The organism is Exiguobacterium sp. SH1S21, from assembly GCF_004337175.1.
GTDB classification, from domain to species: domain Bacteria; phylum Bacillota; class Bacilli; order Exiguobacteriales; family Exiguobacteriaceae; genus Exiguobacterium; species Exiguobacterium aurantiacum_A.
On record NZ_SJUY01000002.1, the window covers coordinates 261,415 to 276,665 of the forward strand.

The 15,251-nt window shown below is 51.4% G+C and carries 18 protein-coding genes; 5 read left to right on the plus strand and 13 right to left on the minus strand.

Translation table 11 applies throughout. The features are described 5' to 3' along the window. Positions 1-110: 110 nt before the first annotated feature. Genes EVJ24_RS04825 through EVJ24_RS04835 form a run of 3 tightly spaced genes read right to left on the minus strand, consistent with a single transcriptional unit; the run spans position 111 to position 2,557 of the window. Positions 111-1,631: a flotillin family protein gene (locus EVJ24_RS04825; protein ID WP_131439985.1), complete on the minus strand. Its 1,521-nt coding sequence runs from the start codon at positions 1,629-1,631 to the stop codon at positions 111-113. A 3-nt stretch (positions 1,632-1,634) separates the two neighbouring features. Further along, the gene (locus tag EVJ24_RS04830; RefSeq protein WP_083273931.1) at positions 1,635-2,156 is read right to left on the minus strand and encodes a nfeD-like family protein; all 522 of its coding nucleotides are present in this window, start codon (positions 2,154-2,156) and stop codon (positions 1,635-1,637) included. Continuing rightward, a complete protein-coding gene (locus EVJ24_RS04835; RefSeq protein WP_131439987.1) occupies positions 2,156-2,557 on the minus strand; it encodes a hypothetical protein in 402 nt (133 codons plus the stop codon). The genes EVJ24_RS04830 and EVJ24_RS04835 overlap by 1 nt, the downstream gene beginning before the upstream one ends. 123 nt (positions 2,558-2,680) lie before the next feature. Here EVJ24_RS04835 and rnhC point away from each other — a divergent pair, with 123 nt between their 5' ends. From rnhC to EVJ24_RS04850, 3 genes are all read left to right on the plus strand, one after another. Then, positions 2,681-3,592, plus strand: a complete 912-nt coding sequence (gene rnhC / locus EVJ24_RS04840) for a ribonuclease HIII (protein WP_131439989.1) — start codon at positions 2,681-2,683, stop codon at positions 3,590-3,592. Between the two features lie 72 nt (positions 3,593-3,664). After that, complete coding sequence (locus tag EVJ24_RS04845) at positions 3,665-4,477, plus strand: alpha/beta fold hydrolase (RefSeq protein ID WP_131439991.1); 813 nt, start codon at positions 3,665-3,667, stop codon at positions 4,475-4,477. A gap of 343 nt (positions 4,478-4,820) precedes the next feature. Continuing rightward, entirely contained in the window at positions 4,821-5,843 is a 1,023-nt protein-coding gene (locus EVJ24_RS04850) for a PTS transporter subunit IIC (RefSeq protein WP_131440114.1), read from the plus strand. Between the two features lie 47 nt (positions 5,844-5,890). Here the strand turns inward: EVJ24_RS04850 and pheT are convergent, their stop codons facing one another. From pheT to infC, 9 genes are all read right to left on the minus strand, one after another. Then, positions 5,891-8,266 carry a phenylalanine--tRNA ligase subunit beta gene (gene pheT / locus EVJ24_RS04855; RefSeq protein ID WP_131439993.1) on the minus strand — a complete coding sequence of 792 codons (2,376 nt, stop codon included), beginning with the start codon at positions 8,264-8,266 and terminating at the stop codon, positions 5,891-5,893. A 12-nt stretch (positions 8,267-8,278) separates the two neighbouring features. Then, positions 8,279-9,301 (minus strand): phenylalanine--tRNA ligase subunit alpha, encoded by a 1,023-nt coding sequence (pheS, locus tag EVJ24_RS04860; protein WP_131439996.1) that lies wholly within the window; start codon positions 9,299-9,301, stop codon positions 8,279-8,281. Between the two features lie 298 nt (positions 9,302-9,599). Continuing rightward, positions 9,600-10,346 carry a TrmH family RNA methyltransferase gene (locus EVJ24_RS04865; RefSeq protein WP_070326956.1) on the minus strand — a complete coding sequence of 249 codons (747 nt, stop codon included), beginning with the start codon at positions 10,344-10,346 and terminating at the stop codon, positions 9,600-9,602. A 1-nt stretch (position 10,347) separates the two neighbouring features. Further along, a complete protein-coding gene (locus EVJ24_RS04870; protein WP_131439998.1) occupies positions 10,348-11,424 on the minus strand; it encodes a M42 family metallopeptidase in 1,077 nt (358 codons plus the stop codon). A 25-nt stretch (positions 11,425-11,449) separates the two neighbouring features. Next, positions 11,450-11,932, minus strand: a complete 483-nt coding sequence (locus EVJ24_RS04875) for a dUTP diphosphatase (RefSeq protein ID WP_131440000.1) — start codon at positions 11,930-11,932, stop codon at positions 11,450-11,452. A gap of 23 nt (positions 11,933-11,955) precedes the next feature. Next, positions 11,956-12,210 carry a hypothetical protein gene (locus tag EVJ24_RS04880; RefSeq protein WP_070326953.1) on the minus strand — a complete coding sequence of 85 codons (255 nt, stop codon included), beginning with the start codon at positions 12,208-12,210 and terminating at the stop codon, positions 11,956-11,958. An 86-nt stretch (positions 12,211-12,296) separates the two neighbouring features. Continuing rightward, positions 12,297-12,656 carry a 50S ribosomal protein L20 gene (rplT, locus tag EVJ24_RS04885; RefSeq protein ID WP_016508086.1) on the minus strand — a complete coding sequence of 120 codons (360 nt, stop codon included), beginning with the start codon at positions 12,654-12,656 and terminating at the stop codon, positions 12,297-12,299. Between the two features lie 28 nt (positions 12,657-12,684). After that, positions 12,685-12,879 carry a 50S ribosomal protein L35 gene (rpmI, locus tag EVJ24_RS04890; RefSeq protein ID WP_016508031.1) on the minus strand — a complete coding sequence of 65 codons (195 nt, stop codon included), beginning with the start codon at positions 12,877-12,879 and terminating at the stop codon, positions 12,685-12,687. Between the two features lie 30 nt (positions 12,880-12,909). Beyond that, positions 12,910-13,440, minus strand: coding sequence for a translation initiation factor IF-3 (gene infC, locus EVJ24_RS04895; RefSeq protein WP_070326952.1), 531 nt, complete (start codon positions 13,438-13,440; stop codon positions 12,910-12,912). Between the two features lie 348 nt (positions 13,441-13,788). Between infC and EVJ24_RS04900 the strand changes: the two genes are divergently transcribed. Then, entirely contained in the window at positions 13,789-13,998 is a 210-nt protein-coding gene (locus EVJ24_RS04900; protein ID WP_070326951.1) for a hypothetical protein, read from the plus strand. 35 nt (positions 13,999-14,033) lie between these two features. Further along, positions 14,034-14,279 (plus strand): hypothetical protein, encoded by a 246-nt coding sequence (locus tag EVJ24_RS15345; RefSeq protein WP_161568733.1) that lies wholly within the window; start codon positions 14,034-14,036, stop codon positions 14,277-14,279. Positions 14,280-14,326: 47 nt separating this feature from the next. Here the strand turns inward: EVJ24_RS15345 and EVJ24_RS04910 are convergent, their stop codons facing one another. Further along, positions 14,327-15,190, minus strand: coding sequence for a DUF1002 domain-containing protein (locus tag EVJ24_RS04910; protein WP_070327894.1), 864 nt, complete (start codon positions 15,188-15,190; stop codon positions 14,327-14,329). Positions 15,191-15,251: the final 61 nt, after the last annotated feature.

A 15,251-nucleotide genomic window follows, 5' to 3' on the forward strand; every position in this document is an offset into this window, starting at 1 on the left:
TGATTTACACCGGGTTTGAAGTCAAACCTTTTAAAACTTAGGGCAATAATTTGAACGATGTCACGACAAACAAGGCTGCAGACGATTGCCTGCAGCCTTGTTGATTCAACTTATTCTTCTGACGCCGCGACGGTCGTTTCCGCCAACTTCCGTTCAGCAGTCGGTGAGGTCGGCACATTGCCTTTTCCGGCAAAATTATCGAGCAAGTCTTTCATATCGATCCCAGACGACGCTTTGAGCGTCTGCTGCAGTGAAGCCATCAAATCAGTCGCGTAACCCGTGACTTTCCCGGCTCCCCCGTCTTTACCGCTCCCCGTATCGACGACCGTGATTTGGTCGATGTTACCGAGCGGTGCCGCAATTTGCTTCGCGTAGTCAGGAAGCATCTTGACGACCATGTCGAGAATGGCGGCTTGACCATACTGTTCGAACGCCTCGGCGATCTTTTGTTTCGCTTCGGCTTCGGCGAGACCAGTAAGACGAATAATATCAGCTTCTGCTTCCCCTTTCGCCCGTTCAGCATCGGCTTCGGCGACACCAGCGAGACGGACGCGTTCAGCATCGGCTTTCGCCTCGGCCTCGATGCGGTACTTCCCGGCATCTGCTGCGGCGATTTGACGCGCTTTATCAGCTTCCGCAGCCTGTTCGATCGCATAGCGGTCGGCGTCGGCTTTTTTCTTCACTTCTGAATCATATTGCTTTTCACGACGCATGATTTCTTTCTCTTCGAGCTCGATTTGCTTTTGACGCTCGATGATCTGAACTTGCATCTGTTGCTCTGTGACTTCTTGTTTGGCCTTGGCTTCTTCAAGCTCGTACGATTGGTCAGCCCGTGCTTTAGCGACATCTTGCTCGCGGCGGTAGTCGGCGATGCGGAGTTGGTTCTCTTTTTCCGCTTCCGCGATTTCAGAGTTTCGTTCAAGCTCCGCTTTCCTCGCGTCCTTCATCGCTTCCGCTTGTTTGATGCGCGTTTCTTTATCCGCTTCGGCCGTGGCGATGTCGGCGTCACGTTTTACTTGGGCGATCCGTGGCTTCCCGAGCGACTCAAGGTATCCGTTCTTATCCCGTACGTCTTTAATCGTGAACGAGACGATGACGAGGCCCATCTTCGCTAAATCTTGCGAGGCGACACGTTGCACTTCTTGCGAGAACTTGTCGCGGTTTTTATAAATTTCTTCGACTGTCATCGAACCGAGGATCGAACGAAGATGACCCTCGAGCACTTCTTTCGCCTCGTTCTCACGCTCGATTTTCGGTTTGCCGAGGAATTGTTCGGCCGCTGTCGCAATCTCACTGATCGAGCCACCGATTTTAATGATGGCCGTCCCGTCAGCCATGACCGGGACTCCTTGCTCGGTATACACTTCAGGCGTCGTTACTTCGAGCTTGCTCGAGAGCAAACTGAGCGGTTCCGCTTGTTGGAATACCGGCAACACGAACGCCCCGCCGCCACGGATGATTTTGACGCGGTTACCGGAAGCGTCACTGTGGACGTTCTTTTTACCTAAGTAGCTCCCGGTGACGATGAGCGCCTCATCCGGTCCGACTGTACGATATTTCAAGACAAACACGAAGATCAAGGCGAGCAAAATCACCCCGACGATAATACTGACTAAAATGGTTGTGTCCATACATTATTGCTCCTTTCGAATAGTGGGTTCGTCATATTCCATGACGACCGCGATATTTCGTTGTACTTCGATGATGACGACTCGACGATCACTCGGGATCGCTTTCCCGTCAATACTTTGCGCCGTCTTCAAAATCGAACCGACGACCGACTCGACGAGCACTTCCCCGTAACCGCCTTCCGGGACAGGGACGGTCAATCGCCCGACCAGTCCGACGAGCGACTCATCGGTCATACCAATCGACTCTTCCGCATTTGACAGCGGTAGGAGGACGAACAAGTATAGTAACGTCGTGAGCGCGAATGAGCCGGCGAGCGCTACCGCGAGACCGATCATCGGCGACACATGGGCGAGCGCGTTCAAGATTAACCCGATACCTGCACCGAGCGCCAGGAAAGACAGGATGACGGCCGGATTGAACCAACCTTCGAAGAAATCGAACGCGTCCGAGAACAGCATGTATAAAAATGTACCGAGACCGGCAATGATGAGTACCCACCAGTACAGTTGATCTAACGATTCCATTACCATCCCTCCTCGGTGCGGCGCTGTTGTTCATATGCGAGCACACGTCGCAAATGTTCGACTTCAAGTGCGAGCGCCTGTTCAATCGTATCCCATTCCGATAACGGCCGGGTCGGATACTGTACCGCCTTCCGCACGCGACCAAGCGTTCGTTCAAGGTTTAACCGATCATACCGTTCAACCTCTTCGAGCCGTTCCTGACGCAGTAGTTTTAAATAGTGATCGACTTCGCCCTGTAACGTAATAATCTGCTCTGTCGCCGCCTCCGACGACTCTTGCATCAGCAGGCGACGCACCCTGACTTGATGGGCAACCAGTTTGGCGATCCTGGCCTCGAGCTCGAGAATATGTTTATAGAGGAACTCTGCCTCATCTTGGTCCGTGTCATCGCGCCACCACATCTCCGTCTCACCTCACTTCTTTTCTACTCACTCATTCATACGTATCAATTGAATCATTGGTTTCAAAATGCGCGAAAAAAATGTAAGATAAATTTGCGAACGTTAAGAAAGGAAGTGCTCACTTTGGGCAATCAAGTCATCAAACTATCGACCGCGTCTCAAGAACAATTAATCCAGAGCTATCGCGCTCACGCGGTCAATCCGCCACCACACGCCCGCTTCAGTGCCAAGACGCCCCAATGTGTGATCACCGTGTACAATTCGGGAAAAGTCATGTTTCAAGGTCGGGCTGCGGATGAAGAGGCGGCCAAATGGGGAGATTCCATCAAAAAGGAAACGTCTGTTCCAAAACATACGTTACCGGCCGGTTTTTCCGATTGGTCCGTCATCGGGAGCGATGAAGTCGGGAAAGGCGATTATTTCGGTCCGCTCGTCGTCGTCGCCGCCTACGTCCCGAAGGAAAAGATTGCCCTCGTCAAAGAACTCGGCGTCAAAGATTCTAAATTGCTTACCGATAAAGATATTTTACGCATCGCCAAAGATTTGCACGTCACGATTCCCTACCAGAAAGCGACGCTACACAACCCGACGTACAACAAAATGCAACGGACGATGACGCAAGGGAAGATGACCGCAATCGCCCACAACGCGGCGTTGTCGGCGCTCTTGAAAAAGTTAGACGAGACGCCAGAAGCGATTCTAATCGACCAGTTCGCTGAAAAAGCCGTCTACTACAAACATTTGAGTTCTGAGACCGATATCGTCAAAGACGATGTCTACTTCTCGACGAAAGCAGAAGGTCTCCACGTCGCCGTCGCCGCCGCCTCGATCCTCGCCCGCGCTTTTTTCTTGAAAGAGATGGACAAATTGAGCGCGACACTCGGTGTCACGTTACCGAAAGGGGCCGGAGCGAAAGTCGATCAAGTGGCCGCGACCTTGATCCTTCGCTACGGTCAAGAACGTTTGAACGATATCGCTAAAGTTCACTTCGCGAACACGAAAAAAGCGATGCGTTTATGCGAGCAGAAACGATAGTTCTCACTTCAAAGATATGTTATATTTGTTTTATGGTTTAATGAACTTAAAAACTTTTGGGGGATAGCGTTCATGTTGCATTATAAAACGTACACATTAAGCGACGACCATCCTTGGGTCATCTTCATACATGGCGCAGGCGGGAGTCTATCTCACTGGTATCGTCAAATTCGTCCATTTCGAAAGAAATATAACGTCTTGCTGCTCGACCTCCGCGGTCATGGCGGCTCATATAACGAAGAACAATCTTTGAATCAACCACTCAACGCCTACACACTCGATGTCGTCGTCGAAGACGTCGTCGAAGTGATGAACCATTTAAATATTGAAAAAGGCCATATGGTCGGCCTATCGCTCGGAACGATCGTCATCCAAGCGATGTTCGAGCATCACCCCGACCGCATCGCCTCTGTCGTCTTAGGTGGTGCAATCGTCAAGTTCAACGTCCGCTCGACATTGCTCATCCGGCTCGGCAGTCTCGTGCAAAGCTTCGTGCCTTACATGTGGCTGTATCAACTGTTCGCTTGGATCTTGTTGCCGAAGAAACGGCATAAAAAGTCGCGGATGATGTTCGTGCGCGACGCGGCGAACCTTTGTCAACGCGAGTTCATCCGTTGGTTCAAGATGACGGAAAACATGAATCCGTTGCTGCGTCACTTCACTTCAATCCAAACATCCGTCCCCATCCTCTATATTATGGGCGACGAGGATTACATGTTCCTCGAGGCCGTCGAACGAACGGCGAAGCATCAACCGACGGCACACGTCCAAGTCGTCCACGATTCGGGACATGTCGTCAACGTCGATCAACCCGATACGTTCAATTCCATTTCAATGGACTTCATCGATCAACAAGTCGGTTTACTTGCAGCCAGTACGTCTTAAGTCGATACCGTTAAACAGAGACTCACTTCCTTAAACGGAAGCGGGTCTCTGTTTTGTCTGTGCAAAAAAATATTTTTCAGAAAGTTTTCAGAAAATATTGATTATTGAAAAATATCGTGTTACTCTTAGACAAATCTTGAACAGAGGAGCTGGCGACGATGCGTACACCATTACATAACGGCCTACTGATTATTATTCGACTGAGGGACTGAAAAATCGACTCGCTGACCGAGACGAATTTTTGGGCCCTTGTTTCGATGGTTTCGGACGAGGCGCTCAATGCATGAACCGTGCGCCTATCCAATCAGGATAGGTTTTTTTATTGGATCGATACACAGAGGAGATGATGGAAGTGAAACAGTACGCAATGGATCGGATGATCAAAATATCAGCAGGAATGGCGAGCGCCGTCCTCGTCACACTCGGAGTCGGACTCTTGATCGAAACGATCGGTAAAATGGCCGGTCTAGACACGCTCGTCTTGATCGGACAAGTCGCGAAATCACTGCTCGCCCCGGCGCTCGGTGCCGGAGTCGCCTATCAGCTCGGCGGCAACACCCTCATCTTGTTCAGTTCGATGATTGCGGCGACCGTCGGGGGCGCGGCCCTTCAAGCGACGGAGAGCGGACTCGTCCTCGTCCCCGGTCAACCGATCAGCGCCTTGATTGCCGCAGCGGCGGCCGTCTGGTTAGGCAAACGCGTCCTCGGTAAGACGAAGTTCGATATGATGGTCGTCCCGGTCACGGCCGTACTCGGCGGAGGCATCGTCGGTGTCGGCGCCGCTGCCGTCACGACACCGCTCATCAACTCGATCAGCGCGAGCATCACTTCGTCGGTAAACACATCACCGATCGCAACGTCACTCGTCATCGCTCTCGTCTTCAGTATCATGCTCATGTCACCTGCCTCATCAGCCGCGCTTGCGATCGCGCTTCAGCTCGACCCGGTCGCGAGTGCTGCCGCCTTGATCGGCTGCACCGCCCAATTCGTCGGCTTCACGCTCATGGCTTATCGCCAAACAGACCCCGGCGGCTTGGTCGCATCGTTTTTCGTCACACCGAAAGTCCAGTTCCCGAACGTCGTCAAAAATCCACGGGTCGTCATGCCGCCGTTCATCGCCGCCATGATCAGCGCTCCGATCGCGACGCTTTGGTTCTCACTCGAGGTACCGTATGAGATTGCCGGGCTCGGCTTGAACTCAATGATCGCCCCGCTCAATATCCTTGCCGCACAGGGCATGGAAGCGTTTCTCATCTTCGTCGGCACCGGCGTCATCTTACCGGCTGTCATCACGTTCCTTCTTTATAAAGTGACTTGCCTCGTCGGTTGGACGAAGTTCGGTGACTTGGCGCTTGAAATTCAATGAATTCTAAAAACAGCGATTCCCACAATAAAGGGAATCGCTGTTGTCTGTTAAGCGCGTACTTCTGCGCCGTATTTGGTTTTGACTGCTTCGATGATTGCATCATACGACGCTGTCACTTCCTCATCAAGAAGTGTCCGCGTCGGATCTTGATATTTGAGCGAGAAGGCAATCGACTTCTCCGTTTCACCGACGTTATCGCCCGTGTAGACGTCGAACAGAGCAAGCTCGATCAAGAGCGGACCCGCCGCTTGTCTGATCGTCGCCTCGACTTGACCGGCCGGAATGTCACGCTTCAACACGAGCGCAAGATCTCGCGAAATCGATGGGTAACGTGGTACGTCTTGATAGACGAGCATCGCTTCAGACTTCAATGCGCCAAGATCGAGCTCGAAGACGTACACTTCTTTCAAGCCGTATACGTCTTTCGATACGGCCGGATGGACTTGCCCAACGTATCCGATGACGTTCCCCGCGACGAGAACGTTCGCCGTGCGGCCAGGGTGCATGTCTGAAATGACGGCCGCTTCGTACGTCACGTCGATGCGTTGCGAACGCATGAGTGTATCGACGATGCCTTTCGCGACGAAGTAATCGACCGGGATGCGTGTTCCTTGCGAACGGTGATCGTACCAAAGTCCTGTCACTACGCCCGCGACACGTTCCGTTTCGCGTGGCAACGTCTCTCCGTGCTCTACATACACCCGTCCTGTCTCAAATAGACGGACGTTCGCTTGTTGACGCGCCGTGTTATAACGAGCCGCTTCAAGCAACCCCGGAACGAGTGATGTCCGTAACACCGAACGCTCTTCACTCATCGGCATGGCGAGTCGGACTGTCGTCGCTCCCTCGCCGTTGAACCGTGACGCATGAAGCTCGCTCGTGAGCGAGTACGTGATTGCTTGTGACAAGCCCGTTCCTTGAAGGACGCGGCGCACTTGACGACGGAGTACGTTGTCTTTTGGCAGGTAGCCTTTCGACTGCGATGCCGGGAGCGTCGATGGAAGGCTGTCGTACCCGTATAGTCGCGCCACTTCTTCCGTAATATCAGCCGGCACTTCTAGGTCCGGACGCCGCGACGGGACGTGAACCGTCAACGTTTCGTCTCCTGTCACGTCTAACCCGAGCCGCTTTAGAATATGTTTGATCGTCGTCTGGTCGAGGTCCATCCCGAGTCGATGGTTAATATAATCGATCGACACGTCAATCGTTCGGGCGTCGGACGCTTTGCTTCCGGCGATGACCGGCTCACTGATTGTCCCGCCGCTTACGTTGACGATCAGTGCAGCGGCACGGTCAAGCGCGAGGAGTAAACGTTCCGGATCGACTCCTTTTTCGAAACGGGCGCTTGAATCAGAACGAAGACCGAGCGTGCGGCTCGTCTTCCGGACCGAGGCCGGCGTAAAGTAAGCCGACTCCAGGATGATGCTCGTCGTCGTCGCGTCGACTTCGGTATTCGCTCCGCCCATCACTCCAGCGATTGCGACCGGATGTTGTCCATCGGTAATGACCATCATCGACGAATCGAGTGTGCGCGTCGCATCGTCAAGTGTGACGATTTCTTCTCCGTCCTGGGCTTGGCGAACCAAAATGGTACGGCCGAGCTTAGACGTGTCAAACGCATGGAGCGGTTGACCGAGTTCGAGCATGACGTAGTTCGTCACATCGACCACGTTGTTGATCGGGCGCACACCTTCCGCGATCAAGACGTTTTTCAACCACTGTGGCGACTCGCCAATCGTTACCCCGTCGACGCGTCGCGTCGCGTAGTACGTGCAGTTGTCTGTCTCGAGTCGCACAGACACGTCGTTCGGCGTATCCGTTTCGACATCGGCTGCTGGCAACGTATACGGGCGTTCTAAAATCGCCGCGACTTCATGAATGATGCCGTATAGGCTAAGGCAGTCCGAACGGTTCGGCGTCAATCCGAGTTCAATCACTTCATCATCGAGGTCGAGCAAGCTGATGACGTCCGCTCCGACTTCAACTTCTTCCCGGAACGTATGGATGCCGTCCTGTTCGTCTTCGCGAATCTGTTTTTTCTCGAAACCGAGTTCTTCGAGCGAACAGATCATGCCTTGCGACTCGACGCCACGAAGTTTTGCTTTTTTGATTTTAAGGCCAGGCAGTCTCGCGCCGACCTTTGCGACGATGACATGTTGTCCGGCCGCGACGTTCGGTGCTCCACAGACGATTTGGACAGGGCTGTCGTCACCGACGTCGACCGTTGTCACGTTCAACTTGTCCGCCTCTGGATGTTTCGCGCATGAAAGGACGTGTCCGACGACGAGACCTTTCAATCCTTCAGAGCGGTCTGTCACGCTCTCGACTTCAATCCCGTTTTTCGTGATCAAATCACCTAACGCTTGCCCGCTCAAGTCTGAGACGTCGATATATTGGTTCAACCATTTTTTCGATAATAACATGTATGATCCTCCTTAGAATTGCTCGATGAAACGTAAGTCGTTTGTATAGAAGTGACGAATATCATCGACACCATGTTTGAGCATCGCCATCCGTTCGACACCGATCCCGAAAGCAAAGCCAGACATTTTCGTCGCGTCGTAGCCTGCCATCTCGAGGACACGCGGATGGACCATCCCGCCTCCAAGAATTTCAATCCACCCTGTCCCTTTACAAACGTTGCAGCCTTTACCGCCACACTTGAAGCATGAGATATCGACTTCAACGGACGGCTCTGTGAACGGGAAGAAGCTTGGACGAAGCCGGATTTCTCGTGTCTCGCCGAACAGTTGCTTGACGAATACTTCAAGCGTGCCTTTCAAGTCGGCCATCGAGATATGCTCATCGACGACAAGTCCCTCGATTTGCATGAACTGGTGTGAATGGGTCGCATCATCTTCGTCGCGACGGTACACTTTGCCTGGACAAATGATGCGAATCGGTTTCCCGTCCGCTTCGAGCATCGTCCGTGCTTGCACCGGCGACGTATGCGTCCGCAGCAGCGTCTCGTCCGTGATGTAGAACGAGTCCTGCATGTCACGTGCCGGATGATCTTTCGGCAAGTTCAGCATTTCAAAGTTGTACAGATCGGTTTCGACTTCTGGTCCTTCGGCAATCGTGTACCCGAGACCTACGAACAAGTCTTCCATCTCGTCGACGATTTGTTGCAGCAAGTGGCTATGTCCCGGAAGTGCCGTTCGACCAGGAAGCGTGACGTCGATCGTCTCGGCTGCGAGTTTCGCTTCGAGCTCGACCGCCTTCACGTCCTCGATCCGTGCCTCTAACACCTCTTGAATCGTCGTCCTTACCGTGTTGACGAGTTCACCGACGACCGGACGCTCTTCGGCGGACAACTTGCCCATCCCGCGTAATACTTCGGTCATCGGGCCTTTTTTACCTAAATACTTAATCCGGACGTCGTTCAACGTTTTTTGTGATGACGCCGTTTCAATTTCTTGAAGGGCCTCACGTTGTAATTGTTCTAACTGTTCTTTCATCAATGTTTCCTCCTCTACAAAAAAAGTCCCTTCAGTCGATGACTGAAGGGACGAATAAACGCGGTACCACCCTACTTGGCCGATCAGGCCCACTTGAGAGCATCGGTATCGGGATGCCAGTTCGGTGTTGTCTCCAACACGACTCCAGAGTGAATTCAGCGCCGACCTCGGCATCGGCTCTCAATCTAGGCCGATGCTCCCTGTGCTCGTTCGGGGGTTCGCGTACTATGCTCTTTCAACGTCTTACCTATATTGTTCGATGTTTCTAAACTATCACGATTCTCAAGTGATGACAAGATTATTGTAGCGCGATGCGATACATGAGAATGCCGGCGGCGACTGCCGCGTTCAATGATTCGGCTTCTCCGATTACAGGAATATGGACACGTGTGTCACAAAGGGCGAGCACGTCGTCATGGACGCCTTGCGCTTCATTCCCGATGACAAGTGCGACTTGATCGTTGAACGCGACTTGGTCGTATGACTTCGCTTTCGAGAGTGCCGTCCCATAGACGTGAAACCCTAAACTTTTCAGTTCCGGCAACGTGTCGAGCAAGTCGACCGATTGAATGTTCACATGGAACAACGATCCTTGCGTCGCCCTTACGACTTTGGCATTGAACGGGTCGACCGTACCTTTGCCGAGAAACACGGTATCAAAGCCGGCCGCGTCTGCTGTCCGAATCATCGTCCCGAGGTTACCCGGATCTTGAATGCGGTCAAGGACGAGCACATGCTTCATCTTGCGTTCGACCGGCGTCATCTTGACGACAGCGAACACCCCTTGCGTCTTCTCTGTTTCTGATAACAGATCGGCGACATGGTCGGACAGTTCGAGCACCGGCATCTCATCTAGACGCCATGAACTTTTCGGACGATAGGATTCGCCCATAATCAATTGGACGAGTCGTCCGGCCCGGATCGCTTCGTCGACCAAGTGTTCACCCTCGACTAAAAACTGCCCAGACTCTTGTCTGCCTTTTTTCGTCATCAAGCGCTTCAAACGCTTAATCGTCTCGCTTTTCGTAGACGTGATTTTCGTCATATTATCCCTCTTTCAACCATTGAACCGTTTCGTTATCCAACCGCTTGGTGAGCGCCACGACCAGATCGATGGCCGCTTCATAATCAGCTTTATGAATGATTGACACGTTCGTATGCAAATAACGGACTGGAACCGTGAGCGCAACAGCCGGCATCCCGACTCCTGATAAATGGAACCGTCCGGCGTCGGTGCCGCCACCCGGTGTCAAATCTAACTGATACTTGATGTCTTCTGCTTTCGCGACTTCGACGATCAAGTCGATGAGGCGCGGGTTCGTGACAGTCGTCGCATCAAAGAAAATGACTTGAACGCCTTCACCAAGTTTTGACAGGCCTTCTGCCGGTGTCATACCTGGCGTATCACCTGGGATACCCGTATCCACGGCAATCGCGACGTCAGGTTTAATCAAGTTTGCCGCTGTGACGGCTCCACGCAATCCGACTTCCTCTTGAACCGTGGCCCCCGAGAAGACGGTGCCTGGTGCATCATTTTTCAGACGTTTGGCCGCTTCAATCGCGATCGCACATCCGATACGGTTATCCCATGCTTTCGCCATCAAGAAGTCTTCATTTTTCATGACCGTGAACTCGCAATGCGGCACGACCGTGTCACCTGGACGGATTCCCCACTCGGCGACTTGTTCTTTTGACGTCGCTCCGATATCTAAGAACATGTCTTTGATCTCGACCGGTTTTTTACGAGCTTCGACTGGCAGGACATGCGGTGGCTTCGCACCGATCACGCCTGGGATTTTCTCTCCAGAGCGTGTGACGACGTCCATGCGTTGAGCGAGCAATACTTGGTTCCACCAACCACCGAGTGCTTGGAAGCGCAGGAAACCACTATCTTCGATGCGTGTGACCATAAAGCCGACTTCATCCATATGACCGGCAATCATGACACGCGGTCCTTCACCGTTCCCCGTCACACGGCCGAACAAACTGCCGAGACCATCCTGTTCGAACGCCTCGACGTGGGGCTCGAGATACTCGCGCATGAGTGAACGGACTTCCCCTTCGTTTCCCGGGACGCCAGTCGCATCCGTCAGTCGTTTTAGCATATGTAAAGTTTCATTCATCTCGTATCGCTCCCTTTCGACTCCGTTAGTAGCCTTGATTTTGTCGCTCATGGTTAACTTCGTTCTTCGATAAATACGCCAACAGAATCAATTCTTCATTGAAACCTAGCGTATAGCCTAGTTCGAGATATGCCGCCATCAGCGTCTCGTACATCGCTTCTGTCTTCGACAAACCAAAATTCGTCACTTTTCGAAAGATATCTAAAAAAGCATCAGTCGCGTCAAGATACGAGCTTCCTGCCGGGAACGACTCCCGTTCGTATCCGAGGGCGAGTCCGAGCGACAGTAAGAAATGGATACCGTCAACGTACTCTTCTAAGATCACGTCTTGAGGCGACGGGCCTTTCGTTGACCAAAATTTAAAACTTCGGGTCTCATTGGCGAGTTCACCGAGTTCGACGAGTAAAGCGAGTAGCCGTTCATCGAATTGGTTGCCGGATAGTTGATGTTCTTGTTTGATCCGCTCATCTAATTCACGTTGCCGATCAAATAATGTTGTCCAGTTCACCGGTTGCTCCTCCTATTCTCCACTTAAAGCAGTACTAAAATCATTAAAGACCAGCCCACTGCTAAAATCAATACTTGTATTTGCATGCTTTTTGGGGCATGAACCGTTTTTTGGCGTGTCAAATGAAGTCCAAATAGCGCTCCAATGGCTCCTCCGGCATAGGCGTACAACACGTTGAACTTCCCTTCGCCGTGCGTATACTGCTTCGCCTGGAAATACGTATAGACGTTTAAGGCGATGAGCGCCAACGCGACGATGGCCAAGATAGATTGATCCATAGCGTGTCCTCCTTATCTTTATCTTAAGAAATTTACGAGAAAAAAGAAAGCGCCGAGATAGAGTCTCGGCGCTTTCGATTGAACGATTACGCGTTCAATTTTGATTTAGCTGTGTTAGCGAGTGAAGCGAACGCTTGTGCATCCGATACTGCAAGCTCAGCAAGCATCTTACGGTTGATGTCGATCCCTGCAAGCTTGAGTCCGTGCATCATACGGCTGTATGAAAGACCGTTGATACGTGCTGCCGCGTTGATACGTGTGATCCAAATACGACGGAAATCACGTTTCTTTTGACGACGGTCACGGTATGCGTACATGAGTGACTTCATGACCTGTTGTTTTGCTACTTTAAATAGAATATGTTTCGAGCCATAATAACCTTTGGCAAGTTTGATTTGCTTTTTACGACGTTGACGAGTCGTATAACCGCCTTTTACGCGTGGCATATAGTTTCCCTCCTAAATTCCTTCTGTATTACTTCGCAATCATGTTGCGAATACGTTTGTAGTCTCCAGCTGATACGATAGCACCCTTACGGAGCTTACGTTTTGCTTTCGTCGATTTGTTACCGAACAAGTGACTTGTGAAAGCGTGTGAACGTTTGAGTTTACCTGATCCTGTACGTTTAAAACGTTTAGAAGCACCGCGGTGCGATTTCATTTTCGGCATGAGTATTTCCTCCCCACTATGACTCGATGATTAATCTTCTTTCTTCGGAGCCAGCACTAAGAACATGCTGCGTCCTTCCATCTTCGGCTTTTGTTCAACTGTTGCCAAGTCGGCACATTCCGCCGCCAATTTTTCCATAACACGTCTACCGATTTCCGAGTGTGTGATGGCACGTCCGCGGAAACGGATCGACGCCTTCACTTTGTTTCCACTTTCAAGAAACTTGCGAGCGTTACGCAATTTGGTTTGGAAATCGTTGTCCTCGATTGTAGGACTGAGACGTACTTCTTTCAATTGGATGACTTTTTGGTTTTTACGCGCTTCTTTCTCCTTTTTCTGGAGTTCGAAACGGTATTTACCGTAGTCCATAATTTTAGCGACCGGTGGGTTTGCTTTGTCAGCGACCAAGACGAGGTCAAGGTCAGCTTCTTCCGCTAAGCGTAATGCTTCACTACGCGATTGTACACCGAGTTGTGCACCGTCCGCTCCAATAAGACGAAGTTCACGGGCACGAATGTTTTCGTTGATAAATAGCTCTTTGCTAATGGTTAGCACCTCCATCGTGCGATTGCACGAGTTTTAGATTTTAAAATAAGACAACATAGTAATAGTAACAAAAAAAGCGTCGGCAGTTTCCCGCCCACACATCATTGCGTACTCAGAACGGCAAGACACCGAAACTGAATTACGTACATGATGGACCTGACCGAACCGATTCGGACGAGGTGAGAAGCGGGCGCTTCTGCTTTGTTGTATTTACTCACTAAGTCATCTTAACACTAGCAGAAAAAGATGTCAAGAATTCGCGCATGAATAATTGATAGCTCGCACTTTTATGATAATAACAGTCATTCCATCGTTTCGCAATACCTTTTCAAAGGGAATAAAATAAAAAAGGAGGCGGCGAGGATGAACTGGAGAAAAGACGTGAAACAAGATCACGATTATCATGATCAAATCAAACATATCGTTCAAGAAACGATGCGTCACCATGAAATGAACGACGCTAAACTTGAAGCTGTATTGACCGACCTGCTTGAAGAGATGAACCGCATCACGTTGAAGATCGTCGATGATCATGAATCCGCTCGGGACTATATCCATAAACGTTGGTATTAAAAAGCAGAGCCTTCGCTCTCAGCTTGTTGACTAACATGATTGATATCGCTCGTCCTTCCGGCGCCCACGCTTTCCGCAGGCAATCCCGGAGCCGCGTCGCGACTCGCGTCGCTGCTTGGTCTCCGTCGGATTGCATTCCTGCGGGAGTCGGGGCGTCGTCGGACGAGCAACGCAAACGGTCGCCATCCGGCGGCCGTTTACATAGCATTTCTTCAATTTTATGTCGGACAGAGCGCCTCGAAGTCTTCGAACATAAAAAAGACGAACCAGATTGCTTTTAGCGACCTGGTACGTCAACAGCCTGAGAGCCTTCGCTCCGCTTTTTCGTTTAGTTCGTCAACGATTTGAAGAAATTACTGAGCGACTCAAACAGCCGCGCAAAGAAACCTTGCACTTCTTTCGTCTCTAGAAACGCCTGCACGTCTTGGCCCGCTCCTTTTAATCCATCACTGATCGCTGTCCAATCCAAGTTGGCTTGCTGCATGTTCTCGAACAACGTCGTCAGCTGGTTCAATTGCGTATCGGACAATTGAACGTTGTTTTGATTCAATACTTGAATGACGATATCACGGATTTCAATATTCGTCTCGGGCATTTGATTCGCGATTTCCGCTTTAATCTCATTCATCAGCCCGGCCACATCTTCTTGACCGACCGTCTTCCCGATCTCTGACGTGACAGCCAGTTCTTCTTGCGCGAGATTTTTACGTTCCTCGGTCAGTTGGATCCCGGTCTCGTCAGCCGTCTGGTCGTACGCCTTCATAATGCCTGTCAACGCAGACGTCCCGGTCACACGGATCGGAGACGTGATATAAATATCAGCGTCAGTGACCCCGGCCGTGACGAGCGCGTTCGCATACATATCTTCCGTCACCCACGTGACGTTCTCGGTTTGAATATCAAGACCCGTCCCGTCAGTCAGCTTGATGCGGGCCGATGAGTACATGCCGCCACCACGTTGTGCCTGGGGTACGGCGTCACCTAAATACTTCTCTTCGTCAGCTGCAGTCGTGATAATCGGTTCGATTCCTGCCGGCGCTTCGACACGCTCGAGCACCCAGTCTCGCTGCTCTGCTGATAATGTCTCCCCGAGGGTGACGATTGTATCGTCGACGATCGCTTCGGCGTTTACTTTAGGAATCATGCTAGTCGAGACAATCGTCCCGATCGTCAGCGCGATAATTGGTTTCATATAATTCAAACTGAATCACTCCTTTCTTCTACCATACGTGTTCTTTCATAGGTTGCGCATC